The organism is Amycolatopsis sp. NPDC104863 (genome assembly GCF_055582965.1).
Genome location: NZ_JBVJOW010000010.1, coordinates 414,350 through 439,724 on the forward strand (window position 1 = coordinate 414,350; position 25,375 = coordinate 439,724).

Below are 25,375 nucleotides of genomic sequence, written 5' to 3' on the forward strand. Positions count from 1 at the left end.
CCCGCCCGCAAACCCCCACCCCCGAAGTTGTCCACAACACCCGCACCCTGTGGACAACCACCCCCGCACCCCCACCCCCTCCCCCGCTTTCCGGTAAAGATGGACACGTGGACGTGGACCTGGTCGTGCCGATGAAACACCCCCGCGACGGCAAGTCGCGCCTGCGCGGGGCCATCCGCACAGACCTGCACCCCGCGCTGGTCCTGGCCCTCGCCGCCGACACGCTCGCCGCCGTCACGTCGGGTGGGCAGGTGCGGCGCGTGCTGCTCGTCGCCGCCGATCCCCGAGCCGTGGCCGACCTGGCCGACCTCGGCATCGAGATCGTCCAAGAACCGAACCGAGGCGGCCTCAACGAAGCCTTCCGCCACGGCGAGAACCTCCTCCGCGCCGACGACCCGCACGCCGTGGTCGGCGCCCTCCAAGCCGACCTGCCCGCCCTCCGCGCCGGGGACCTCACCGACGCCCTCGCCGAAGCCGCCGGAAAACGCGCCTTCGTCGCCGATCGCCAAGGCACCGGCACCACCCTCCTGCTGTCCGCGCCCGGCGCACCCCTTGACCCCCACTTCGGCGTCGGCTCGGCGAAGAAGCACGCCGGCTCCGGCGCGACCAGCCTCCGGCAAGCGCTCCCCAGCCTGCGCAGCGACGTCGACACCCCGGAAGACCTCGCCCACGTGCGGGCCCTGGGTGTCGGGAAACACACTGCTGAGCTGTTCACCTGACCTTCACCGCGGCCTGCGCAATTCCGCGTGGCTTGGTGAAGAATGGGAGCCGTGAGCACAGACGACGGCAGCACGCCCGCACCGCGGAGGCGACGGAACCCGGCCACCGGATCTTCGGAGACGGCGAAGAAGACCAGCACCCCCAAACCGGCCACCGCCAAGAAGACTCCGTCGAAGTCGACCGCGCGCGACACCGCCGCCCGTGCCACCGCCGGGAAGGTCAGAGTCCGCAAGAGCACTCCGGCGACCACCCGCAGCCGCAGCTCCGTGCAGGGCAACGCGCGCAACGCCGAGGAGTTCCGCGCCGTCCCGTCCGCGCCGCCCGCGGTCACCGCCACCGCGCCGACCGCCGCCGAGACGCTGCCGGACGATCGGTACTTCAACCGCGAGCTCTCCTGGCAGGACTTCAACGCCCGCGTGCTCGCGCTGGCCGAGGACGAGTCGCAGCCGCTGCTCGAACGGACGAAGTTCCTCGCCATCTTCGCGTCCAATCTGGACGAGTTCTACATGGTGCGCGTCGCCGGCCTGAAGCGCCGCGACGAGACCGGCCTGCTGGTGCGCAGCGCGGACGGGCTCACCCCGCGCGAGCAGCTGGACTACATTTCCAAGCGCAACCAGGACCTGGTCGAGCAGCAGACCGGCGCGTTCGAGAAGGGCCTGCGCCCGCTGCTGGCCGAGCACGACATCCGGATCGTCGGCTGGGCCGACCTCACCGGCGCCGACCAGCTGCGGCTGTCCAGCTACTTCTCCGAGCAGATCTTCCCGGTGCTGACGCCGCTGGCCGTCGACCCGGCGCACCCGTTCCCGTACATCTCCGGCCTTTCGCTCAACCTGGCCGTCACGGTCCGCGACCCGGAAGGCGGCACCGAGCGCTTCGCGCGGGTGAAGGTGCCGAGCAACGTGCCGCGCCTGATGCGCGTCGAGACCGAGCGCACCAGCCGCACCGCGACGTTCCTGCCGCTCGAAGAGCTCATCGCCGCGCACCTGGGCGAGCTGTTCACCGGCATGGACGTCACCGAGCACCACGTCTTCCGCGTCACCCGCAACGCCGACTTCGAGGTCGACGAAGACCGTGACGAAGACCTCCTGCAGGCCCTCGAGCGCGAGCTCGCGCAGCGCCGCTTCGGGCCGCCGGTGCGCCTCGAGGTCGCGCAGGACATGAGCGAGCACATGCTCGAGCTGCTGCTGCGCGAGCTGGACGTCGACCCGGCGGACGTCGTCGAGGTGCCCGGGCTGCTCGACCTGACCTGCCTGCACCAGCTGTCCGGTGTGGACCGCAAGGAGCTGAAGGACCGGCCGTTCGTGCCGGCGACGCACCCCGCGTTCGGCGAGCGCGAGACGCCCAAGAGCGTCTTCGCGACGCTGCGCGAGGGTGACGTGCTCGTGCACCACCCGTACGACTCGTTCTCCACGAGCGTGCAGCGGTTCATCGAGCAGGCGGCGGCCGACTCGAAGGTCCTCGCGATCAAGCAGACGCTGTACCGCACCTCGGGCGACTCGCCGATCGTCGACGCGCTGATCGACGCCGCCGAGGCGGGCAAGCAGGTCGTCGCGCTGGTCGAGATCAAGGCGCGCTTCGACGAGCAGGCGAACATCACCTGGGCGCGCACGCTGGAGCGCGCGGGTGTGCACGTCGTGTACGGCCTGGTCGGGCTGAAGACGCACTGCAAGGTGTCGATGATCGTGCGCCAGGAGGGCTCGACCATCCGCCGCTACTGCCACATCGGCACCGGCAACTACAACCCGAAGACCGCGCGGCTCTACGAGGACATCGGCCTGTTCACCGCCGACCCGAGCATCGGCGCGGACGTCACCGACCTGTTCAACGTGCTCACCGGCTACTCGCGGCAGGACACCTACCGGACGATCCTCACCTCGCCCCACGGCATCCGCCGGGGCATCGTGCGGGCGATCGGCGAGGAGATCGAGCTGGCCCGCGCCGGGCAGCAGGCCGGGATCCGGATCAAGTGCAACTCGCTGGTCGACGAGCAGGTGATCGACGCGCTCTACCACGCGTCGCAGGCCGGGGTGCCGGTCGAGATCGTGGTGCGCGGGATCTGCACGCTGAAGCCGGGGGTCGAAGGGCTGTCGGAGAACATCCACGTCCGGTCGATCCTGGGCCGGTTCCTGGAGCACTCGCGGATCTTCCACTTCCGCGCGGGCGGCACGCACTGGCTGGGCAGCGCGGACATGATGCACCGCAACCTCGACCGGCGGATCGAGGCGCTGGTCCGGGTCAAGGACCCGAAGCTGACCCGGCAGCTCGACGACATCTTCGACTCGGCGCTCGACCCCGCGACGCGGTGCTGGGTGCTGACCGCGAGCGGCGAATGGTCGCCGTTCCCCGCCGACGGCTCGCGGGTGCGCGACCACCAGCTCGAACTGGCGAAGCTGCACGGGGCCGCCGGATGACCCAGGAGGTACGGGCGGCCGGCGCGGTGCTCTGGCGCCGCGCCGGGAGGACGACGGAGGTCGCCCTGGTGCACCGCCCGCGGTACGACGACTGGTCGCTGCCGAAGGGAAAGCTCGACCCGGGCGAGACGATCGCCGAAGCCGCCGTCCGGGAGGTGCGGGAGGAGACCGGGTTCGACGCGGTCCTCGGCCGCTACCTGACCCGGTCGGCGTACCCGGTGCCCGCGAAGAACGGGTCCGGGACGGTGCCGAAGACGGTCGACTACTTCGCCGCCGAAGCGGTGTCCGGCGAGTTCGCGGTGAACCACGAGGTCGACGAGCTGCGCTGGCTCGACGCGTCGGCGGCGGAACGCGCGCTGACGCGGCCGGAGGACGTCCGGGTGCTGCGGACGTTCTGCGAGCTGCCGGTGGGCCTGACGACGCTGGTGCTGGTGCGGCACGCGAAGGCGGGCAAGCGCGACGACTGGAACGCCGACGACGACCTCCGGCCGTTGTCGGACGCGGGACAGCGCCAGGCGTCGGCGTTGCGGCGGGTGGTCACGCTGTTCGGGCCGGACCGGGTGCTCTCGGCGCCGCGGCTGCGGTGCGTCCAGACGGTCCACGGCATCGCCGAGGACATCGGCGCCGACGTCCGGCACGAGCCGCTGCTGTCGGAAGAGGGTTACTGGCCCGACCCGGTGCTGGGGCTCGCGCGGCTGCTGGCGATCGCCGGTGACGGCGGGACACCGGTGATCTGCAGCCAGGGCGGGGTGATCCCGGACCTGGTGAGCGTGCTGGCCGACCGCGACGGCGTCGAGCTGGCCGCGGCGCGCGGCGGGGTGGTGCCGAGCAAGAAGGGCTCGTTCTGGGTCCTGTCGTTCCGCCCGCCGACTGTCCGGGACGGCCCGCTGCTGCTCTCGGCGGACTACCACCCGAGTGCGTTGCCCACCCCCTCTCCCAGCCACTCCTGACCCGGGCGGCCGGCGCACCGGCGCGACAGCGTCGTGACAGTGGACCTTGGTGTACTGGTCCCGGGCCCCGTTGGGCTGCGCCGGGCTAGGGGTACGGCGCATCCCGCGCGGGGAGTCGTCCCGCGGGCACCGTCGCCAGCAGGGCCTGGATCTCCGCGCTGCGGGGGTCCCCGAGGCGCTGGCTGACGGTCAGCGCCTCGGCCCAGTGGTCACGGGCCTCGCCCAGCCGCCCGGTGCGGTGGTTCAGCCGGCCCAGCGTGATGTGGACGTCGATGGTGCCGTAGTCCGCGTTCAGCTCCTTCAGCTCTTCGAGCGCCTCGAGACCGGCCTTCTCCGCTTCGTCGTGCCGTCCGGCGCCTTCGAGGGCCTCGGCGACGTTCCCCAGCGCGAGCGCCGCGTGGTAGCGGTCGCCGAGCTCGGCGAAGGCGACTCGCGCGGCCAACGCGGCTTCGGCGGCGTGGTCGTAGTCGCGCAGGCCGATGCGGCTGGCGCTGACGTTGAGGAGCGCGTGCGGGACGAACGTGCGCTGCCCCTGGTCGCGGGCGAGGTGGACGGCCTGGAGCGCGTGGCGTTCGGCCTCGGCGTACTCGGCGCGGACGTAGTAGGCGCCCGCGAGGTTGGACAGGATCGCCACCGTGAGCGCCGTGTTCTCGCCGGTCTCCGACGCCGCGCGCGCCTCCTCCAGCGCTTCGAGTGCCTTGTCCGGCTGCAGGGTGCGCAGGTACGCCGAGCCGAGGTTGTTGGCGCTGTATTGGAGGCCGGTGCTGTCCCCCGCATCGCGCGTCGCGGTGACGGCGGTGCGCGCGGTGGTGATCCAGTCGTCGCGGTCGTGGCGCTCGGCGAAGAACCCGCGCAGCAGCCAGGCCAGCTTCCAGGCGTGGCCGGGCCGGCCGTGCTCGGCGGCGACCCCGACGAGCGCGGTGAGGGCCGGGCGTTCGGTGGCGTACCAGGCGATCGTCTGCTCGTGCTGGGTGAACCGGACGGCGGGCACCGGCGCGGGGTCGAGCGTGATGTCCTCGGTGAGCAGGTCCGGCCGGACGAGCTTGATGGCTTCGGCGACGGTAGCGAGGTACCAGTCGAGCAGCCGTCGCAGCGCCGCCGCGCGGTCGGCTTCCGTCGTCTCGGTCTCGACGAGCTCGGCCGCGTAGACGCGCAGGAGGTCGTGGAACTGGTAGCGGTCGGTGCCGGGCTGGTTGAGCAGGTGCGCGGCGGCGAGCTGGTCGGCGAGCTCACGCGCCTCGCGCAGTCCGGCGCCGGCGAGCGCGGCGGCCGAAGACAGGCTGAAGCCGTGCCCCGGGTGCAGGCCGAGCAGCCGGAAGAACCGGGCGGCGGCCGGGCGCAACGCCTTGTAGGACCAGGAGAACGCGGCCCGCAGGTCGGTGCCGGCGTCCTGCGGGTCGCGCAGGGTGTCGAGCCGCAGCCGCTGGTCGCGCAGCTCCTCGACGATCCCGGCCAGGGAGACGCCGGAGAAGCGTGACGCGCGTTCGCCGGCCAGCGCGAGCGCCAGCGGCAGGCGGCCGCAGAGCTGGACGAGCTCGGCGACGGCGCCGGGTTCGGCGGCCAGGCGCCGGGGTCCGACACTGCCGGCGAGCAGCGCGGTGGCGTCGCGGTCGTCGAAGGAACGCAGGGCGATCCGGCGGGCGCCGTCGCGGGCGACCAGGCCGCGCAGCTGGTTGCGGCTGGTCACGACGACGAGGTTGCCCGTCCCGGGCAGCAGCGGGCGGACCTGGTCGGCGTCGCGGGCGTTGTCGAGCAGCATGAGGGTGCGGCTGCCGGCCAGCCGGCTGCGCAGCAGCGCCGAGCGTTCTTCCACTGTGGAAGGCAGGGTCTCGGGCGGGACACCGAGGGCGCGGAGGAAGCCGGCGAGTGCGGCCTCCGGCGTCACCGGGGTGTCCGCGGAGTGGCCGCGCAGGTCGAGGAACAGCTCACCGCCGGCGAAGCGGTCGCGGACGCGATGGGACCAGTGCACGGCCAGCGACGTCTTCCCGACCCCCGCGGTCCCTTCGATGACCACGATGCCGGACGCGCCCCCGGGCGGGAGCCGGTCGAGCTCGGCGAGCTCCGGCTCGCGGCCGGTGAACCCGGCGACGTCGAAGGGCAGCTGCCGCGGCACGGTGGCGCCGGCGGCCGGCCCGGCGTCGGCGGCGAGCAGCTCGGCGTGCAGCCGGCGCAGGCTCTCCCCCGGCTCGACCCCCAGCTCGTCGGCCAGCAGCGCGCGCAGCCCGGCGTAACGGGCCAGCGCTTCGGCACGGCGGCCGGAGCGGGCGAGGGCGCGCACCAGCCGTTCCCACAAGGACTCCCGCAGCGGGTGCTGGGCGACGAGGTCGGTCAGCTCGGCGACGAGCCGGGCGTCGGGGACCAGTCCGGCGTCGAGGTCGATGCGCTGCTCCACCGCGAAGAGGTACCGCTCGGTCAGCAGCGGGCCCCATTCCGCGGTGAGCGCGGGTGAGCCGACGCCTTCGAGCGGTGTGCCGCCCCAGGCGTCGAGGGCGGTGGTGAGCAGGTCGCGGCGGCGCGCGGGTTCCGTCGCGGCGGCGGCCTGGTCGAGCGTGCGCAGGAACCGCAGGGCGTCCACCCGGGACGGGTCGACGACGAGCCGGTACCCGTCCGGTTCGGTGACGACGGTTTCCTCGCCGCACAGCCGGCGCAGGCGCATGACGTAGGTCTGCAGGCTGCCGCGGATGTGCGCGGGCGGGGCTTCTCCCCAGACCCCGCGGGCGAGGGCGTCGATCGTCACCAGGCGGCCCGCGGACATCGCGAGGGTGGCGAGCAGCGCGCGTTGCCGCGAACTGGTCAGCACGACCGGCGAGCCGCCGGCGGACGCCTGGAACGGACCGAGCAGCCGGATCTCGATGGTGGTCGCCCCCAGGTTCGCTCCGCGCACCGCCGGGCCCCGCCGGACGCGGGCCCCGAGGAGGCAGCGTGGCACCACTCGGCCGGGCGCTCAAGCCACTTTGCGAAATTGCCCGGAACCGGTCCCGGGAACGGGTTCGGCCGGGCGGGAAGTCCGATGGGGACGGCGAATCACGTTGCGGGGTCGGTTGATCACGCGAACCGGGTGCGGCGCAGGACATCGCGTTCGGGCGAAAAATTGTTCATGTTCGCGACGGTGAAAACAGCGGCCGTGGGAAGGCCCCGCACACCTCGGCGCGGGGCCTTCCCACTCGCCTCACTTCTTCTTCGCGGCCGTCGAAGCCCGCCTCGCCGGCGCCTTGGCCGCGGCGGGCTTCCGCGGTGCGGCCGCCTTCGTGGCGGCGGGCTTCGCGGCTGTCGTCTTGGCCGCCGTGGTCTTGGCCGCGGTCGTCTTCGCGGCCGCCGCCCGCGGAGCGGCCGCCTTCGCCCGGGTGGTCGTCGTCTTCGGGGCCGCCTTCGCCGCCGTCGCACGGGTGCGCGTGGTCGTCGCGGGCTTCGCCGCCGCGGCACGGGACGCGGTCGCGCGGGGCGCAGTAGCGCGGGTCGCCGTCGTGCGTGACGCCGTCGCGCGGGTTCCGGCCGCGGCACGCTTGACCGGGGTGGCCCTCGCGAGCTTCTTCGCGCCGGAAACGACGTCCTTGAAGGTGGTCCCGGCGCGGAAGGCGGGCACGTTCGTCTTCTTGACGCGCACGGCTTCGCCGGTGCGCGGGTTCCGGGCCGTCCGGGCCGCGCGGGCGCGCTTCTCGAACACCCCGAAGCCGGTGATGGTGACCTTTTCGCCCTTGTTGACCGTCCGGATGATGATGTCGACCAGACCGTCGACCGCCGCGGCGGCGGCCTTCTTGTCGCCCAGGCGCTCGGTCAGCGCCTCGATCAGCTGGGCCTTGTTGGCCATCGCAGTCCTCCCGGGAAGGAGCCCCTCGTCCTCGGCCGCGCCGGCCGATCTGCACCACGGTATTACCAAGGCAGCGCAAATCCAACCGGCCCGCGGGCGCCTTTCCGTTGCCCCGGGGCGGGTTCCGCCTCCCGGCGGCGATCTCCGGCGACTTGTTCCAGGACGCGCAAAAAGGGCGGGATCCCTTGCCCGGCAAGGAATCCCGCCCCGGAGACGGACTAGCTCGCGGCGACCGGGGTGGTCGTCGGCTTCCACGACGGGCGGGCCGCCTCGAAGCCGTCGATCTCACCGGCATGGCGCAACGTCAGCGCGATGTCGTCGAGGCCTTCGAGCAGCCGCCAGCGGACGTAGTCGTCGATCTGGAAGGGCGCGGTGAAGTCCTTGGCGCGCACGGTCTTGGTCTCGAGGTCGACCGTCACCTCGGTGCCCGGCTCGTTCTCGAGCAGCTTCCAGAGCAGCTCGACGTCGTGCTGCTCGCACTGCGCGGCGACCAGGCCGCCCTTGCCGGAGTTGCCGCGGAAGATGTCGGCGAACCGGGCGGAGACGACCGCGCGGAAGCCGTAGTCCATCAGCGCCCAGACGGCGTGCTCGCGGGAGGAACCGGTTCCGAAGTCCGGGCCCGCGACCAGCACGCTCCCGCTCTTGAACGCCTCCTGGTTGAGGATGAAGTCCTCGTCGCCGCGCCAGGCGGCGAACAGGCCGTCCTCGAAGCCGGTCCGGGTGACCCGCTTGAGGTAGACCGCCGGGATGATCTGGTCGGTGTCCACGTTGGACCGGCGCAGGGGGACGCCGACGCCGGTGTGCTGGGTGAACGGTTCCATGGTGGGTGCTCCTCTCGGGAGGTCAGGCGGTGACGAGGTCTTCCGGCGACGACAGCGTGCCCCGGACGGCCGTGGCGGCGGCCACCAGCGGCGAGACCAGGTGCGTCCGGCCACCCTTGCCCTGCCGGCCCTCGAAGTTGCGGTTCGACGTCGACGCGCTGCGCTCGCCCGGCTTCAGCTGGTCCGGGTTCATGCCCAGGCACATCGAGCAGCCGGCCTGGCGCCACTCGGCGCCCGCCTCGGTGAAGACCTCGTCGAGGCCCTCCTCTTCGGCGGCCTTGCGGACGCGCATCGAGCCGGGAACCACCAGCATGCGGACCGAGTCCGCCACCTTCCGACCGCGCAGCACCTCGGCCGCGGCGCGCAGGTCCTCGATCCGGCCGTTGGTGCAGGAGCCGAGGAAGACGGTGTCCACCGAGATCTCGCGCAGCGGCGTGCCGGGCTTGAGGTCCATGTACGACAGGGCCTTCTCGGCCGCGACGCGGTCGTTCTCGTCCGGGATCAGCTCGGGGTCGGGCACGTCGGCGCCCAGCGGGAGGCCCTGGCCGGGGTTGGTGCCCCAGGTCACGAACGGCGTCAGCGCGGCCGCGTCCAGGTGCACCTCGGCGTCGAACGCGGCGCCGTCGTCGGTGCGCAGCTGCCGCCAGTTTTCGACCGCGGCGTCCCAGTCCGCGCCCTGCGGAGCGTGCGGACGGCCCTTGAGGTATTCGAACGTCGTCTCGTCCGGGGCGATCATCCCGGCGCGGGCGCCGGCCTCGATCGACATGTTGCAGACGGTCATCCGGGCTTCCATGGAGAGCGCCTCGATGGCCTCGCCGCGGTACTCGAGGATGTAGCCCTGGCCGCCGCCGGTGCCGATCTTGGCGATCACCGCGAGGATGATGTCCTTCGCCGTGACGCCGGGGCGCAGCTGCCCGTCGACCGTGATCGCCATCGTCTTGAATGGACGGAGCGGCAGCGTCTGGGTGGCCATGACGTGCTCGACCTCGGACGTCCCGATGCCGAAGGCGATGGCGCCGAACGCGCCGTGCGTGGAGGTGTGGCTGTCGCCGCAGACCACGGTCATGCCGGGCTGGGTCAGGCCGAGCTGCGGGCCGATGACGTGCACGATGCCCTGCTCGGCGTCCCCCATGGGGTGCAGCCGGACACCGAACTCCTTGCAGTTGCGGCGAAGGGTGTCGACCTGGGTGCGCGAGACCGGATCGGCGATGGGGAGCTCGATGTCGACGGTCGGGACGTTGTGGTCCTCGGTCGCGATGGTGAGGTCGGGGCGGCGCAGCGGCCGCCCGGCCAGCCGGAGGCCGTCGAAGGCCTGCGGGCTGGTCACTTCGTGCAGCAGGTGGAGGTCGATGTAGAGCAGGTCCGGTTCGGCGCCTTCGCCTCGGCGCACGAGGTGGCTGTCCCACACCTTCTCCGCCAGCGTGCGGGCCTTGCCGGTCGGGCTGGTCATCTCCGGCTCCTTTCCACGGTCACTGTGGTGGTGGAACTCGGGCGCACACCTGCGGAACCGGTGCGAGCCGCGAACGGAGGGGCGCAGCTCGAGTTCGGGTTTCCCAGATACTGGACTTCCCAAAGTGCGGGACGCTAGTATCGGTTCGTGGGACAGCATAGCGGTATCGGAGTACTGGACAAAGCAGTGGCCGTCCTGCAGGCGGTCGCGGACGACCCCTGCGGCCTCGCGGAACTGTGCACGCGGACCGGTCTGCCGCGCGCCACCGCGCACCGGCTCGCGGTGGGCCTCGAGGTGCACCGGTTGCTGCGCCGCGGCCCGGACGGACGCTGGCGTCCCGGTACCGCGCTGGCCGAGCTCGCCGGCGGTTCGACGGACCCGCTGCTCGACGCGGCGGGCGTCGTCCTGCCGAAACTGCGCGACGTCACCGGCGAAAGCGTTCAGCTGTACCGGCGTGACGGCGTCCAGCGCGTGTGCGTCGCGACGGCCGAACCGCCGTCCGGCCTGCGGGACACGGTGCCGGTGGGCTCCCGGCTGCCGATGACGGCCGGCTCGGGCGCGAAGGTGCTCGCGGCGTGGGCGGATCCCCACACGCAGCGCACGATCCTGGCGGACGCGGTCTTCGGCGAGCGCACGCTGCTGGAGGTGCGCCGGCGCGGCTGGGCGCAGAGCGTGGCCGAGCGCGAGCCGGGCGTGGCGAGCATCTCGGCGCCGGTGCGCGATTCGGCGGGCACGGTCGTGGCGGCGGTGTCGGTGTCGGGCCCGATCGAGCGCATCGGCCGCAAGCCGGGCGCCCGCTGGGCGGCCGACCTCCTCGCGGCGGCGGACGCCCTGCAGGAACGCCTGTAACTCCCGCCCCAGGAGTCACAGGCCGGCGTGCACCGTTCGGGGGAACCTCGCAAAGCCCGCGTATTCGGTGACCGCGGTCACGTCTCCTTCCTGTCGGGAGCACAGAGGGGGAAGACCATGGACACCGAACTGAACCGCCGGGCGCTGGCGATGTTGAGAGCGGTCGGCGCCGGGCGCGCCGAGCTGACGTGCAGCTGCGAGCCGGACCTGCGGGTGGACGGCCTGCCGTGCTGCGACCAGGCGACGGCGCACGACCTGGCGCGGGCCGGCCTGATCCGCCCGGCGCGGGTGGTGGCCGTCGGGCAGTGGACGCGGGCGGAGCTGACCGACGACGGCCGGGAGGCCCTCGGCGAGACGCTCGCGGCGGCCTGAAGCAACCGTTCGGGACACTCGCGCGTGTAGCCGCAAAGAGGCACCGCGAGGGGGAGCCATGAAGATCGTTCCGGGACTGCTGGGCGCGTGCCTGGTGCTGACCGCGTGTTCGGGGCAGCACCAGGCCGCGGCGCCGACCGTGACCGTGACCGCGCCGCCGACCCTGCCGGCCACGCCGTCCGCCGACCCGGCCACGCTGAGCTGGATGGACGGCTTCTGCTCGGCGGTCAACGGCTACCGCAAGCGCACCGAGGCCGAAGCGGGGCAGCCGCAGGCCGAGCCGACCTCGATCGAGGAGGCGCAGAAGGCGCTCAGCGCGGCGCTGGGCGGGATCTCGGCCCGCGCGGGCGAAGTCGTCGACAAGCTGAACGCGCTGCCGCCCGCCCCGGTCCCGCTCGCCGAGAAGGTGCGCGCGGCGTTCACGACGAAGTACACGACCTCCCGCGACCGGGCGGCGAACGCCAAGACCGTGCTCGACCGCGCGAAGCCGGGTGACCAGGCCTCCCAGGAGCCGGCGTCGAAGGCCATGAGTCTGGCCCAGCAGGACCTCGACGGCACCTACGACCCCGTGGCCCCGCTGGTGGAGTCGCCGGAACTGATGACGGCGGCGGCGAGCGCGCCCGGCTGCAAGGCCTAGCGGCCCTTAGTCAGCGCCGCTTCAGGGACGCCTGCAGCGGCAGCGACCGCGACGAGTCGCCCACCTGCACCGTGAAGCCGCCCTTCACCGGCGACCACGCGTGGCTCGCCGCGTCCCACACCGAGAAGTCCCGCTGGTCCAGGTGGATCGTCACCCGGCGGGACTGGCCCGGCGCCAGCTCCACCCGCTCGAAGCCCTTCAGCTGCTTCGGCGGCTCACCCGCGGCCGCCGGGAAGCCCAGGTACAGCTGAGCCACTTCGGCGCCCGCCCGGCGTCCGGTGTTGCGGACCGTGAACGTCGCCGTCGCGCCGTCGCCGGTGGTGCGGACCGACAGCCCGGAGAAGGCGAACGTCGTGTACGACAGGCCGTACCCGAACGGGAACAGCGGGGCGCGGCCCTGCGCGTCGAACCAGCGGTAGCCGACCTGCAGGCCTTCCGAATACGTGGCCACGCCGTTGATCCCCGGGAACTGCGCCGGGGTGTTCGCCGGGGTGTCCGCGTCCGCCGCGGGGAAGGTGATCGGCAGCTTCGCCGACGGGTTGCTGTCACCGAAGAGCACACCGGCCACCGCGGCGCCGTCCTGCTGGCCCGGGTACCACGCCTGCAGGATCGCCGGCACGCTCGACGCCCACGGCATGAGCACCGGCCCGCCGCTCTTCACCACGACGACCGTGTGCGGGTTGGCCGCCGCGACCGCGGAGACCAGCGCGTCCTGGTTGCCCTCCAGCGCGAGGCTCGGCCGGTCCTTGCCCTCGGCTTCGTTGTCGCCGACCATCACGACGGCCACGTCGGCGGACGCCGCCAGCGCGGCCGCCCGCGCCGGGTCACTGCCGTCGTCGAGGGTCACCGCCGCGCCCGGGACGCGATGCCGCAGCCCCGGCAGCGGGTCCACTGTGGACGTCGGGATGACGGCCGAGCTGCCGCCGCCCCCGGTCTTGGCCTGCGTCGCGAACGGCCCGACCAACGCGATCGACTTCACCGCACGGTCGTCGAGCGGCAGCTGGGCGTGGTCGTTGCGCAGCAGCACCATGCCGCGTTCGGCGAACTGCTTGGCGGCCGCGTCGTGCTCGGCGGTCGGCAGCGGCGTGAGCACCGGCGGGTGGTCGAACTGCCCGAACGCGAACATCGTCCGGAAGCGCGGCAGCAGCAGCTCGTCGACGCGCTGTTCGGTCACCTGCCCGGCCAGCACGGCCTGCTTCATCTTGTCGCCGTACCAGGTGCCGTCGATCATCTCGAGGTTCATGCCCGCGTTCGCCGACCCGACGGTGCTGTGCGCGGCGCCCCAGTCGGACTGGACGAACCCCTTGAACCCCCACTCGTCGCGGAGCTTGCCCTGCAGCAGGGCCTGGTTCTCGCAGACGTACACGCTGTTGATCTGCGGGAAGGCGCACATCACCGAGCCGGCCCGGCCTTCGGTGACCGACTGCTCGAAGTGCGGCAGGTAGATCTCGTTGAGGGTGCGCTCGTCGATGTGCTCGTCGATGCTGAAGCGCTGGGTCTCCTGGTTGTTCGCCGCGTAGTGCTTGACCTCGGCGATGGTGCCGTTCTCCTGGATGCCGCGGATGTCGGCGGCCGCGAGCGCCCCGGCGAGCACCGGGTCCTCCCCCATGCCTTCGAACGTCCGGCCGTTGCGCGGCACGCGGGCGATGTTGATGTCGGGCGCTTCGGACACGTTGTGCGCGAGCGCGCGGGTCTCGCTGCCGATCAGCCGGCCGTAGCGGCGCGCGACGTCGGTGTCGAAGGTCGACGCGAGCGCCATCGTGGCGGGCAGCGCGGTCGCGGGCTTCTGCGGTTTGTCGTCGGCGGGGCCCATGCCGGCCGGGCCGTTGGCGATGCGGAAGCCGGGCACGCCCAGGCGCGGGATCGGCGGCACGAACCGCTGGTGCTGGGCGTCGGGCTGCAGGTGCAGCTGCGAGATTTTCTCGTCGAGCGTCATCGCGGCAACGAGCTCCGCGGCCCGCCGGTCGGGCGACTGGCGGGCGTCACGCCAGGGTTGCGCGGCGGCCGCCGCCGGCGTCGCCAGCGACAACCCCAGGACTACCACGAGAACGAGCCGGCCGTGACGCATCGCAGTCTCCCTCGGCACCGAACGGGATCGACGGCGGACAAGCTAACCCATACGTGACGGGGAAACATAGACTCGATAGTCGTTCACGTACTTGAATTCGAGAGTGGACTCAACCATTTCCCCGGCTCAGGCGTGGAGGCGGCAGCACCGAGAGGGGACGAGTCATGGTCAAGAAAACACTGATCGGCCTAATGGCGGCGAGCGCGGCAACCCTGGCCCTGGCGGCCCCGGCGAGCGCGGCCGAGGTCAGCTGGGGGCTGACGGCACAGGTCGAGCCCGGCGGCCGCGTCGACGCGGAAACCCGCGCGGCGGTCGGCAACGGCTGCACCCCGGCCACACCGGTCACGTCGAAGGGGTTCGCGGCGCCGCTGCAGTTCACCGAAGGCGGCAACTTCGGCCGCGCCGGCGGCCACACGACGGCAATCAAGACGCCGGGCAGGTACACGGCGACGTTCACGTGCTCGGACGGCCGCGTCGCCACGGGGTCGTTCACGATCCTCGGCACCCCGCCGCCGAGCTCGACGGCCAAGCCGAAGCCGCCGACGACGAAGCCCCCGGCAACGTCGACGAAGGCGCCCAAGCCGGCAAAGCCCCAGGTCGCGGTCAAGCCGGCGGGAGCACCGCAGACGGGCGACGGGTCACTGAGCTGACCCTCCACAAAGGACACCCCGGGGCGGCGGTGGTCTCCCCAGGCCCCCGCCCCGGGGCCCGGCCCGGGGTCGGCCGGGGTCGGCCGGGGTCGGCCGGGGTCGGCCGGGGTCGGAAGGTGAGGATGCACGCCGCCGCCGGTCCGGGCCCGAGTCGTTCCGGCCGGTGAGGATGCCCGCGGCCGGTCTCGGCCCGGCTCGGCGACGAATCGTCCGCCAGCCGCCGGAACCCCGACCTCGGCGAGCCGTGGCAGGCCCGCGTTCGGCCACTTCGGCAGAGCGGAGCGGCGTTCCCGCCATTCCAGCCGAGCGGCAATGCCACGCTCCCGTGCCCGGCCTGCGGCCACGGGCAAGGCGCACGCCGCCCCGCCCGGCACGCGGAAGCCGATCAAGGGCCGGTGGCCCTTCGGCCGAGCGCCCGGATGCTCGGCGAGCCGCCGCCTGCCCTTGCGACTTGGCGAGCCGCGGCGGGCACACCGGCGGAGCGGAGAGCCGCCTGCCCCTGCGCTCAGCGAGCCGCGGCCGGGTCATCCGGCCGAGCGCCAGGATCCTCGGCGAGCCCCGCCCTCCCTGCGCCTCAGCGAGCCGCGGCCAGCCGTAGTGCCCGATAAACGAACTGCTGGTCCCCCAGCCGATGCCGCAGATCGCGCTCCAGACCAGCGATCGGGTACAGGTTCTGCGGCGCCCGCGAGTCCTTGTACTCCACCGACGCGAACCGCCCCAGCACCGACTGCGTCAGGTTCGCCAGGTCCGCCACCTCCGCACGCCCCAGGTGCGGAGCCGCCTCGACGCGGACCACACCCGCCCACGGTGGGCCGCCCGGGGAGGGCAACCGCAGGTACCACGAGTGCCGGACCCACGTGGTCCCCATCAGGAACACCGGCGTGCGCTGGTGCGGCCCGAGGTCGCCGACCATCGTGTTGAGCTCGCCCGGGAGGTACGTCGTCTGGTGGCTCTTGATGAACCCGACCGCGCGGGGCAGGTGCGTGCGGCCGCTCAGCGGGCCGTCCACCACCAGCAGGTCGCTGCCGACGTGCCCCTCGATCGCCCGGCGCGCCTCGGTCGCCGTCTCCAGCTCGACGTCGGCCAGCTGTTCCTGCAGCGCCGAGGACAGCACCACCGGCAACGGCTTGTCGTCCTTGGCCGTCGCGCGGAACGGCTCGTAGACCCCCGCCGACGTCGGGATGCCCTCCGCCTCCGCCGCGACCGTGAACAGCCCGCGCCGGACGTTCGCGCCGACGACGTGCGCCCGCCCCGCGCAGCAGCACACCACTCCCGCCGCGTACGACGCGCAGATCCCGATGGACGCCGAGTTCCCGGCCGGGTCGTCGATCCAGACGCGGGCGTCGATGCGGCGGACGCCGTCGACGAACAGCACCGCGTCCGGCGGTGAGGGCACCGGCGACGGGTCGATCGGCGCCCACTCGGCCGCCGGCACCTCGACGTCGAGCGCGACCTCGGCCTGCGACCGGGCGAGCTCCTCGGCCTCCATCGAGCTGCCGTAACCCGGGTCCCACGCGTCGATGTTGAAGCTCATCCCGGCCACCGCCGTCATGCGCCCTCCCTGCTGATGTGCGAGCCGGTGCCGTCGCGGGTGACCTGGAACCGCACCGGCACGCGCTCGGCCAGCGCCGGCACGTGCGTGATCACCCCGACCATCCGGGAGCCGGACGCGGAGAGGTTCTCCAATGTGGACGCCACGACGTCGAGCGTGGCCTCGTCGAGCGTGCCGAAACCCTCGTCGAGGAAGATCGACTCGAGCTTGGTCGCGCCGTCCGCCGCCATCGCCCCGAGCTGCGACGACAGCGCGAGGGCCAGCGAAAGCGACGCCTGGAACGTCTCCCCGCCGGACAGCGTCTTCACCGGGCGCCGGGCGTCGGCCTCGTTGTGGTCCACCACCAGGAAGTCGCCCTTGTCGTGGGTCAGCTCGAACTGCCCGCCGGACAGCTCCAGCAGCGACGCGGACGCCTCCGCGACGAGCGTGTCGAGCGCCCCGGCGATCAGCCAGCGCGGGAACTTGTCCGAGCGCAGGAGATCCGCGAGCAGCCGCGCGACCTGCGCCTCCGACTCCGCCGCCGTGATGTCGCCGTGCAGGCCCGCCACGCGCGCGACCCGCCGCCGCATGTCGTCGTGGTCACCCTCGGCGCGCGCCCGGGCGGTGGCGACGGCGACCGGGACACGGTCCCGCACCGGCCCTTCCGGCAGGTCGACCCCGAGCGCGGTGACGTCGCCGGCGACGGCGCGTTCGGCCACCCGCAACGCTTCCGCGGTTTCTTCTTCGGCGGTCTTCGCGACGGCCAGCCGCTCGCGGTGGTCCTTCGCCTGTCCGGACGCCCAGTCCGTGAGCGCGGACCAGGCGTCCAGCAGGCTCTCACCGTCGATCGGCGGAGCGCCCAGACCGACGAGGGGATCGCGGGCCCGGGACAGCTTCTGCCGTTCGGCGTCGACCTCCTTCGTGACGCTCGCCTGGCCGTCCGCCGCTTGTTTCGCATTCGCGCGAGCGGCCCGCAGGGCGCCGTCCGCGGCCTTCGCGGCTTGCTCGAGCTCCGCGACGCGCGCGAGTTGTTCGGTGACCACGTCGGCGGACGGCGCGTCGGCCAGCATCGTGACCAGTTCACCGTGCCGGCGCCGGGCGGTCGCCAGCTCGGTGGTCGCCGACTGCTCGGCCAGGCCGGCGTCGACAGCGCGGGTGCGCCGCTGCTCGGCGTTGCGCTCGGCGGCCGCGAGATCGTCCGCGGCCACGACGGCTTCCTTGCCCGCGGCTTCGGCGGCCGCTTCGAGCGCGGCCAGCGCGGTCCGCCGTTCCTCCAGTGAAGAAGCCGCCCACGCGGTGAGCCGCTGCCAACCGGCCGGGACGTCGTCGCCGTCGATCGCGGGCGCGCCCAGCTCGACGAGCGGGTCGCGCGCCGCCCGCAGGGCTTCCCGGGCCGCCGCGGCCGACCGCTCGACGACGTCGGCGTCCTGCTGCGCCGCCGCGCGTTCGGCGCGGGCCGCGGCCAGTTCCTTGTCCGCGGCGACGGCGGCTTCGGCGACGCGGGAGCGGCCCTCGATCGTCGCCGACAGCCACTCGCCCCGCTCGCGCACAGCGGCGACGAGGTCCGCGAAGTCCTGCTCGGAGAAAGAGGCCTCGACCGGCCGCCGCAGCACCGCGGACTCAGGCGGCCCGTCGACTTCGGCGAGCACCAGCCGCAGTTCTTCCGCCTGCGCGGCGGCGGACACGGCCGCGTCGGTGTCGCGGTCCGCCGCCCGCTCCAGCTTGCGCACCGCCGTCTCGGCCGCCGCGCGCTCGCGTTCGGCCCGCTCGACCCGGTCACGCGCCTCGGCCAGGTGAGCGTGGCCGCCGGAGTCGGGCAGGGCCGAAACTTCCTGCTCGCACACCGGGCACGGGTGCCCGACGGCGAGCCCGGCCCGCAAGGCCAGTGCCTGTCCCGCTCGTTCCGCTTCGGTCAGCGCGGTCTTGGCCGCGGTGAGTTCGGTGTCGGACTGGGTGAAGGCGGTTCGCGCCGTTTCGAGCTCTGCGCGGCGCGCCGCCTGCTCGGGCGCGGCCTTCCGTTGCGCTTCACACAACGCATAAAGGGTGCGGGCGTCCGAACGGGCGGCGGCGAGCGGCGCGACGTCCGGCTGGGCGGCCAGCGCGGCACGCGCTTCGGCGTCCGCCGCTTCGGCCGCGGTCAGCCGGGCGGCCGCGTCCGCTGTGCGTTTCGCCACCCGCGCCGAATCCGCCGACAGGTCCCCGAGATCCGCCGGCGGCCGCAGCCCGGCCAGCCGGTCACGCTCCTGACGGGCCCGCGCGGCTTCCGCGGCCGCGTCTTCGGCGGCCCGCGCGGTGGTGTCCCGCGTCTTCCTCGCCGCTTCGACGACGGACACCGCTTCGGTCACCGAAGCCGCCGCGGCGGCTTTGGCCTCCGACGCCGTTTTTGCCGCTTCTTCCCGGCGAGGCAGCGCCGACTCGGTGTCGGCGAGTTCGGTACGGGCGGCCCGGATCCGCTCCAGCCCGCTCCGGTCGGGCGCGGCGGCCAAAGCGGCGCGGGCCGTTTCGTCCGCCTTTTCGGCCTGCTCCAGCCCGGCCCGCGCGGCCGTCGCCTCGTCGGCCGCGGCACGGCGCCGGGTTTCCAGGTCCTCAACACCGGCCGGGCGTTCCAGCGCGTCAAGGACACTCAGTTCTTTGGTAACTGTCGTGACGAGCAGCCGGGCGTCGTCGTGCGCACGCGTCGCGTCGTTCAAGCCCGGCAGCGCGGTGTTCACCCGCGCTTCCAGCTCCGCGAGGGCCGTCATCCGCGTGGCGAGCTCGGCGACGGCTTCCTCGGTCGCGTCGGCGTAGTTGCCGAGCTGCTCGGCGAGCACGGCGGCACGCTGCTTCTGCTGTTCGGCCGTCACCCCGGCCCGGCGGCCGATCCGCTCGTAGACCTCCAGGCCCAGCAGCTTGATCAGGATCTTCTGCCGGTCGGCGGCCTTGGCGTGCAGGAACTCCGCGAAGTCGCCCTGGGGCAGCGCCACGCAGGTGCAGAAGTGCTTGAACGTCAACCCGAGCAGGCGTTCGATCGCCGGCGTCACCTCGGAGTCCGCGGCCACCGGGTCGGCGTCGTCCTCCGGGCCGCCGAGCGCGGTCGGGTCGGCGAGCCGTTCCAGGCGCACGTTCTTCACGCTGACCGTGGGTTTCTTCCCGCCGCTGCGCCGGACTTCCCGGACGACGTGGTAGCGCGTGCCGCCGGCGTCGAAGACCAGCCGCACGGTGGCACGGTTCGCCGTCGGGGCGAGCGCGGGCGCGACGAGCCCTTCGTGGTCCCAGCGGGCGACGGAGCCGTAGAGGGCGAAGGTGAGCGCGTCGATCACCGTGCTCTTGCCCGCGCCGGTCGGCCCGACGAGCGCGAAGTAGTCCGTGTCCTCGAAGCTGACCTCGGTCTTGTCGCGGAACGACGCGAAACCGGTCATCTCCAGCAGCACAGGCCGCATCTCACACCCCGCTCGTCTCTTCGTCGTGCAGCCGCGCGAAGAGCGCCTGCACCCTCTTGTCCTCGACCGTCCGCTCGTCGCAGTAGGTCGCGAACAGCTCTCCCGGTGACCGGTCCGCGACCGCGCGTTCGCCGCCCGAAGTCGTCACCGGCGCGGCGAACTCCGGGTCGATGCGGATCTCGAGCGCGTTCGGCAGGGCTTCCTGGATCTCCTCGCGAAGCCCGGCCCTGGTCGTTTCGCGGACGTAGACCCGGAGGTAGTCCTCGCCGAACTCCTCGGCGCGGCCGACGAGCTCCGCCACCGTGCCGTGGACCGTCCGCAGCCGCCGCCCCGCCGTCAGCGGGAGGTCCGTGATCTTCGCCGGTGTGCCCGGACTCACCTCGACCGACAGCACGACACTCGTGTTGTCCTGCTCGCCGAAGTCGACGGCGAACGGCGAACCGCTGTAGTGCACCGGGCACGGCGCGGGCAGCGACTGGCGCCGGTGCAGGTGGCCGAGCGCGACGTAGTGCGGATCGGCGCCGAACGCCGTGGCCGGGACGTGGTACTCGAAGATCGACTGCGCCGCGCGCTCCCCGCCGCCCATCGTCCCGCCGGTCACCGTCAGGTGGGCCATGAAGAGGTGCACCGCGCCGTCGGTGAACCCGGACTTGAGGTGCGCCAGGATGTCGCGCACCCGCTGGTCGTACTCGCCGACGTTGTCCGCCGGGGTCCCGGCCAGCAGCTCGGCGGCGCGCACGGCGTAGCGCTGGGAAAGGAAGGGCAGCACCGCGACTTCGACGCGCTCGCCGGTCGAGCGGGCGTCGAACGCCACCACCCCGCCGTCGGCGGCCGGGCGCGGGGTGCCGACGAGGTGGATGCCCGCCTTGCGCAGCAGCGGCCGGTAGGCCTCGAACGTCGCGGCGTGGTCGTGGTTCCCGGCGATCGCAAGGACCTCGGCCCCGGTGTCGCGCAGCGCCATCAGCGCCTGCACCACGAGCTCCTGCGCGGCCGCCGACGGCGCCGACGTCTCGTAGAGGTCACCCGCGACGAGGATCGCGTCGAAGGGCTCCTTCCTCGCGATCCGGACGATTTCGCCGAGCACCGCGCGCTGCTCGTCGAGCCGGTTGCGCCCCTTGAGCGTCTTGCCGACGTGCCAGTCGGAGGTGTGCAGGAACTTCACTCGGCTTCCTTCCGTTCGGGTAGCGGGCGGAGGCGGGCTCAGAACGGAGGCGGGTCGTCACCGAACGGATCGCTGCTGCCCGTGGGCAGGCCGGCGAAGGGATCGGACTTCGGCGTCGCCGTGGTCGTCGGCACCCGGCCGGCCTCGGAAAGCCGCGTGGCCCAGGCCGGGAACGGGAAGCCGACCGCGATCGGCACCGGGATCTCCGGCTGGCTCACGAACATCGTGCCGGGCGTCGCGAGCGTCGCGCGGACCCGCTGGCTGGCCGGGAGGAAGCCGTACTCGGGGCGCGAAGCCTCGGCGGCGTCGAGGCGCCCGACGATCCGCACCGAGCTGTTGCTGACGATCCGGCGTTCGACTTCGGAGGCGGTCTGCTGCGCGCCGATGAGGATGACGCCGAGGGAGCGGCCGCGCTCGGCGATGTCCAGCAGCACCTCCTTGATGGGGCTGCTGCCTTCCCGCGGCGCGTACTTGTTGAGCTCGTCCAGCATCGTGAACAGCAGCCCGCCCGCGCCGGCCGCCTCCTTGCGCGCGGTCTCCGCCGCGAGCGTCACGCCGACCACGAACCGCTGCGCGCGCTCGACGAGGTTGTGGATGTCCACCACGGTCACCTGCTGGTTCTCCGTGGACAGCTTGCGGGCGGCGTGGTCGGTGAGGTCACCGCGGATGAGCCCGTTCAGCGCGCGCTGGCTCGAGCGCAGACGGCGGATGAACGCGTTGACGGTGCCCGCGCCGGTGACCGCACCCGCCCAGCTCGCGCGGGTTTCCTCGTCGGTGACACGCTCGCAGATGACGTCGACGAGCTCGGCGTAGGTGCGGCACAGGACACCGTCGACGTTGGCGGCGCCGTCCTTCCCGGCCGGGGTGCTGTCGAGGCGCAACCGGTTCGCGACCTGGTGGATGACCATCGTGTACTGGTTGCGCTCGTCCTCGGCGTCGGCGAAGACGTAGGGCAGCAGGTCGCCGGCGCAGAACTCCGCGATGGTCCACCAGAAGGCGCCGACGCCCGAGGTCCGCCCGGTGACGTAAGGCTTCCCCGTGGTGTCCGACGGCGTCGGCGGGGCGTAGAAGCCGACCGAGGCGAAGGGCTCCGCCGGCAGGCCCAGCTTGGCGTACTCCTCCTGCAGCTTCGCGTCGAGGTGGATGTTGGGGGTGTCGAGGAACAGCAGGTCCTCGCCCTTGACCGAGAAGACGAGGGCCTTGGCGTTGTGGGCGTTCGAGAGGGCGCCGCCGCGGAAGATCGAGTGCAGCAGGAACAACGCGAACGACGTCTTCGTCGCGACACCCGAGACCCCGCTGATGCTGACGTGCGCACCCCGCGTGCCGTCGAGGAAGTCCAGGTTGAGGTACACGGGTTCGCCGTCACGGCCCAGCCCGACCGCCACCTGGCGGGTCATGTTGTCGAAGTACAGCGCCTGCGCGCGATCCTCTCCCTTGGCGCGCTCGACGACCGACCCCGGCCGCGGCGGCACGTAGCATTCGGGCTCGACGCGGGTGGTCGCGATCTCGGCGATCTCCTGCACCTGCGCGGGCAGGACGCCGTCGGAGATCAGGAAGACGTCACTGCCGAAGCTGGCGCCCTCGTGCCGCGCGCTCACCTGCGTCACGACCCCGTAGGACGTGACTTCGCCCAGGCCAGGGAGTTCCCGCCGGGTCACGACCACGTCGTCGAGCTGCAGATAGGCTTCCGGATCGATGGCCACGTGGAACTGCAGCGGCGTCGAGTCCTCGGTGCCCGCCACCCGTCCGACGACGGTCGTGAGCGTCTCCTGGTCCACGGTTCTCCCTGTCCGCCCGGCTCTTCCTCCGGCCGCAGACTAGCTCGCCGGTCCGACAGTCCCGCGCCCAACACGGCGTTGCGGCCGTGGGGTACTCACGGTGTCGCCGCAGGCCACGGCTGCGCCGAACGAGTGAGTTCACCCTTCGGGGAAGATCTTTCGGCCGTCGCGGACGATCCCGGCGGGCTCCTCCGGTTGTGCCGCAACGGGCCCGCCGGTCCCGCCCGGGAGGTCGCGGCGGGCGGGCCCGGCGTTACCGCGCCCGCTTCCGCCTGGCTCCACTGCGAAGCGGCGTCCGAGCGCCCTCCGGAGGGGCCGCGATCCCCGATCGCTGCGCGGGATCGGGGCCCGCGTGGGCTCCGACACACGCGGGGAGGGCCGCTCCGGCGTGTCGGGGCGAAAAAGTCTCCGGAGGGGCATCGGGTCCTATATGGACGACCACTGTGGACGGCGGTGTGACAGGGTTTTGCCTGCTCAGGGCCATGGTCGACCTCCGGGGCCGGTTCGGGGAGCCGTCCGGGGAGAGCCGCCGGGGAGGCGGAACCCGCCCCCGTACAAGGAAATATTTCGACCCCCGGTTGGATTTTGTGCGGTATTGGTAATACCGTGTGCAGTGTCGGCCGAGATGGGCCGTGTACGAGTAGTTCCACTATGGAGGACTGGAATGACGAACAAGGCCCAGCTGATCGAGGCGCTGTCGGAGCGTCTGGGCGACAAGAAGGTGGCTTCGCAGGCCGTTGACGGTCTGGTGGACATCATCATCCGGACGGTCAACAAGGGCGAAAAGGTCAACATCACCGGCTTCGGGGTGTTCGAGAAGCGCGCCCGCGCCGCCCGCACCGCGCGCAACCCGCGCACCGGTGAGGCCGTCCGCGTGAAGAAGACCAACGTGCCCGCCTTCCGCGCCGGGACCACGTTCAAGGACGTCATCTCCGGCTCGAAGAAGCTGCCCAAGGCCACGCCGGTCAAGCGCGCCACCGCGGCGTCGACGACCACGCGTGCCGCCGTCGCCAAGGCGTCGGCCCCGGCGAAGACCACGAGCACGCGGGCCACCACCCCGCGCGCCGCCGCGGCCAAGCCGGCCACCGCCCGCGCGACGGCCACCCGGACCCGCGCCACCGCGGCGAAGCCGGCCGCCAAGGCCACCGCCACCAAGGCGGCCCCGAAGACCGCGGCCAAGGCTCCCGCCAAGGCGACCGCGGCCAAGGCCACCACCACGCGGGCGAAGGCCGCCGCCAAGCCGGCCGCCACGAAGACCGCCGCGGCGAAGAAGACGACCGCTGCCAAGGCCCCGGCCAAGCGCACGTCGGCTGCCAAGAAGAAGTAGTTCAGTACCGAACGCCGGAAGGGCCCCGCACGAAGCTCGTGCGGGGCCCTTCCGGCGTTTCCGGGCCCTCGGGTCGACAGCGGGTCTTCCGGTGCCTCTGGGGCGTTCCTGTGGCTCACCGGTCAGCGGGATGGCGCAGCGCCGTGCGGGGGCGCTTCAGAGCTCGGCCCAGGCACCCCGGGACTTCGCTGTCGGGCACTTCCGGAGTTGCGCCGGATTGTGGTGAACACCGTTTCCCCGTCACCGATCCCCTCCCTGGCACAAAACCGGAACCGGTCCCGCCGAGCGGACCACCGAGCCGGGTGGACTGCTTTCCCGTCCCACCCGGCCACCCGACGGGGTGAATGGGCCCCCGCGCAAAACTCCGCGATTCACCGCCGACGGTTGCGCCGCCGTCCGGCGGGGTAGCCGGAGAAGCGGGAAGCCGCACCACTCGCGGCGCGGCGCCCGGCGAGGAGTTGTGATGACGGAGAACGAAAACCGGCCGGAGGATCCCGACGCGGAACTCGCCCGGACCCGGCAGAACATCCGGGAAGCCAAAGACGCCGCCGAGGCGGCCGGTCTCGCCGACCCGCCCGAGGCCGACGCCCCCGAGGCCGGGGAAGGGGATCAGCCCGCCCAGCACGGCGAACAGGGCACGACGCCGTCGTAAGAGGGCGGCATTCCGACGCCATTTCCGGTCCAATCGGGAGGCCGGCGCCGGAGTGTGTTCGCCGTCAAGCCGCGGAGAATTGCCGTGCGGATCCCCGAGTGGATACACTCCACCGAAGAACGTCGACCATTGTGCAACTTGTCACACGTCGTGTTCTCGGACGCACATCCAGCTGAGGAGTTTTCCCGTGGCCCAGAAAGTCCTTGTCGAGATCCTGGACGACATCGACGGCAGCACCGCCGCCCAGACCGTCCAGTTCGGGCTCGACGGTGTGACCTACGAAATCGACCTGTCGGACGAAAACGCGTCGGCCCTGCGCGACGAGCTCGCCCGCTTCATCGCCGCCGGCCGTCGCATCGGCGGCCGCAAGGTCCGCGTCGCGACCGGCCAGTCCACGACGACCAGCACGACCGACCGCGAGCGCAACCAGCAGATCCGCGCGTGGGCCAACTCCAACGGCTACGAGGTCTCCGAGCGCGGACGCCTGTCGTCCGAGGTGATCTCCGCCTACGAAGCGGCTCAGGTCGCGGAGGCCGAAGCGCCCGAGCCGGCCCCGCGCAAGCGCGCCCCGCGCAAGAAGGTCGCCGCCGCCAAGAAGTGACCACGGTGGCCACGTGCATCACTGGGGAGAGATCACGGGAGCCGGCCCGGGGGGGGGGGGGGGGGGCCCCCCCCCCCCCCCCGAAAGACCCCCGTTGGGGGAGAAGACGGGGGAGGGGGTTTCTGGGGGGGGGAACAAGAGAAGAGGTGGGGGGGGGAGGAAGGGGCTG

Annotated in this window: 19 protein-coding genes; 10 read left to right on the forward strand and 9 right to left on the reverse strand. The window is 72.7% G+C overall.

Translation table 11 applies throughout. The features are described 5' to 3' along the window. The first annotated feature begins 107 nt into the window (after window positions 1-107). Genes cofC through ACZ63J_RS43310 form a run of 3 tightly spaced genes read left to right on the forward strand, consistent with a single transcriptional unit; the run spans window position 108 to window position 4,081 of the window. The gene (gene cofC, locus ACZ63J_RS43300; protein WP_465401579.1) at window positions 108-719 is read left to right on the forward strand and encodes a 2-phospho-L-lactate guanylyltransferase; all 612 of its coding nucleotides are present in this window, start codon (window positions 108-110) and stop codon (window positions 717-719) included. A gap of 42 nt (window positions 720-761) precedes the next feature. Continuing rightward, window positions 762-3,131, forward strand: a complete 2,370-nt coding sequence (locus ACZ63J_RS43305) for an RNA degradosome polyphosphate kinase (RefSeq protein WP_465401578.1) — start codon at window positions 762-764, stop codon at window positions 3,129-3,131. Beyond that, window positions 3,128-4,081, forward strand: a complete 954-nt coding sequence (locus ACZ63J_RS43310) for an NUDIX hydrolase (RefSeq protein WP_465401577.1) — start codon at window positions 3,128-3,130, stop codon at window positions 4,079-4,081. The genes ACZ63J_RS43305 and ACZ63J_RS43310 overlap by 4 nt, the downstream gene beginning before the upstream one ends. An 85-nt stretch (window positions 4,082-4,166) precedes the next feature. Here ACZ63J_RS43310 and ACZ63J_RS43315 read toward each other — a convergent pair whose 3' ends face one another. From ACZ63J_RS43315 to leuC, 4 genes are all read right to left on the reverse strand, one after another. Continuing rightward, window positions 4,167-6,965: an AfsR/SARP family transcriptional regulator gene (locus ACZ63J_RS43315; RefSeq protein WP_465401576.1), complete on the reverse strand. Its 2,799-nt coding sequence runs from the start codon at window positions 6,963-6,965 to the stop codon at window positions 4,167-4,169. Between the two features lie 285 nt (window positions 6,966-7,250). Beyond that, on the reverse strand, window positions 7,251-7,889 hold the full coding sequence (locus ACZ63J_RS43320; protein WP_465401575.1) for an HU family DNA-binding protein: 639 nt from the start codon (window positions 7,887-7,889) through the stop codon (window positions 7,251-7,253). Window positions 7,890-8,107: 218 nt separating this feature from the next. Beyond that, entirely contained in the window at window positions 8,108-8,710 is a 603-nt protein-coding gene (gene leuD / locus ACZ63J_RS43325) for a 3-isopropylmalate dehydratase small subunit (protein ID WP_465401574.1), read from the reverse strand. 22 nt (window positions 8,711-8,732) lie between these two features. After that, window positions 8,733-10,160: a 3-isopropylmalate dehydratase large subunit gene (leuC, locus tag ACZ63J_RS43330; protein ID WP_465401573.1), complete on the reverse strand. Its 1,428-nt coding sequence runs from the start codon at window positions 10,158-10,160 to the stop codon at window positions 8,733-8,735. 147 nt (window positions 10,161-10,307) lie between these two features. On the opposite strand from leuC, the gene ACZ63J_RS43335 reads away from it, so the two are divergent. From ACZ63J_RS43335 to ACZ63J_RS43345, 3 genes are all read left to right on the forward strand, one after another. Continuing rightward, window positions 10,308-11,009 (forward strand): IclR family transcriptional regulator, encoded by a 702-nt coding sequence (locus ACZ63J_RS43335; RefSeq protein ID WP_051183801.1) that lies wholly within the window; start codon window positions 10,308-10,310, stop codon window positions 11,007-11,009. Between the two features lie 117 nt (window positions 11,010-11,126). Continuing rightward, complete coding sequence (locus ACZ63J_RS43340; protein ID WP_465401572.1) at window positions 11,127-11,381, forward strand: hypothetical protein; 255 nt, start codon at window positions 11,127-11,129, stop codon at window positions 11,379-11,381. Window positions 11,382-11,439: 58 nt separating this feature from the next. After that, on the forward strand, window positions 11,440-12,018 hold the full coding sequence (locus ACZ63J_RS43345) for a hypothetical protein (RefSeq protein ID WP_465401571.1): 579 nt from the start codon (window positions 11,440-11,442) through the stop codon (window positions 12,016-12,018). Window positions 12,019-12,028: 10 nt separating this feature from the next. Here the strand turns inward: ACZ63J_RS43345 and ACZ63J_RS43350 are convergent, their stop codons facing one another. Continuing rightward, window positions 12,029-14,086, reverse strand: coding sequence for a glycoside hydrolase family 3 C-terminal domain-containing protein (locus ACZ63J_RS43350; protein WP_465401570.1), 2,058 nt, complete (start codon window positions 14,084-14,086; stop codon window positions 12,029-12,031). 164 nt (window positions 14,087-14,250) lie between these two features. Between ACZ63J_RS43350 and ACZ63J_RS43355 the strand changes: the two genes are divergently transcribed. Continuing rightward, on the forward strand, window positions 14,251-14,736 hold the full coding sequence (locus tag ACZ63J_RS43355) for a hypothetical protein (protein WP_465401569.1): 486 nt from the start codon (window positions 14,251-14,253) through the stop codon (window positions 14,734-14,736). 574 nt (window positions 14,737-15,310) lie between these two features. Here ACZ63J_RS43355 and ACZ63J_RS43360 read toward each other — a convergent pair. The 4 genes from ACZ63J_RS43360 to ACZ63J_RS43375 are packed head-to-tail and all read right to left on the reverse strand — an operon-like array spanning window position 15,311 to window position 22,626. Next, window positions 15,311-16,288 (reverse strand): hypothetical protein, encoded by a 978-nt coding sequence (locus ACZ63J_RS43360; RefSeq protein ID WP_465401568.1) that lies wholly within the window; start codon window positions 16,286-16,288, stop codon window positions 15,311-15,313. Beyond that, window positions 16,285-19,686, reverse strand: a complete 3,402-nt coding sequence (locus ACZ63J_RS43365; RefSeq protein WP_465401567.1) for an AAA family ATPase — start codon at window positions 19,684-19,686, stop codon at window positions 16,285-16,287. Before ACZ63J_RS43365 ends, ACZ63J_RS43360 begins: the two co-directional genes overlap by 4 nt. Window position 19,687: 1 nt before the next feature. Beyond that, window positions 19,688-20,848: an exonuclease SbcCD subunit D gene (locus tag ACZ63J_RS43370; RefSeq protein WP_465401566.1), complete on the reverse strand. Its 1,161-nt coding sequence runs from the start codon at window positions 20,846-20,848 to the stop codon at window positions 19,688-19,690. A 38-nt stretch (window positions 20,849-20,886) separates the two neighbouring features. Continuing rightward, window positions 20,887-22,626: an ATP-binding protein gene (locus ACZ63J_RS43375; RefSeq protein WP_465341989.1), complete on the reverse strand. Its 1,740-nt coding sequence runs from the start codon at window positions 22,624-22,626 to the stop codon at window positions 20,887-20,889. 664 nt (window positions 22,627-23,290) lie between these two features. On the opposite strand from ACZ63J_RS43375, the gene ACZ63J_RS43380 reads away from it, so the two are divergent. The 3 genes from ACZ63J_RS43380 (at window position 23,291) to ACZ63J_RS43390 (ending at window position 25,206) form a co-directional block, all read left to right on the forward strand. After that, window positions 23,291-23,953, forward strand: coding sequence for an HU family DNA-binding protein (locus ACZ63J_RS43380; RefSeq protein ID WP_465401565.1), 663 nt, complete (start codon window positions 23,291-23,293; stop codon window positions 23,951-23,953). Window positions 23,954-24,416: 463 nt separating this feature from the next. Continuing rightward, the gene (locus tag ACZ63J_RS43385; RefSeq protein ID WP_465401564.1) at window positions 24,417-24,605 is read left to right on the forward strand and encodes a hypothetical protein; all 189 of its coding nucleotides are present in this window, start codon (window positions 24,417-24,419) and stop codon (window positions 24,603-24,605) included. 187 nt (window positions 24,606-24,792) lie between these two features. Then, complete coding sequence (locus ACZ63J_RS43390; protein ID WP_465341986.1) at window positions 24,793-25,206, forward strand: histone-like nucleoid-structuring protein Lsr2; 414 nt, start codon at window positions 24,793-24,795, stop codon at window positions 25,204-25,206. Window positions 25,207-25,375 lie beyond the last annotated feature (169 nt).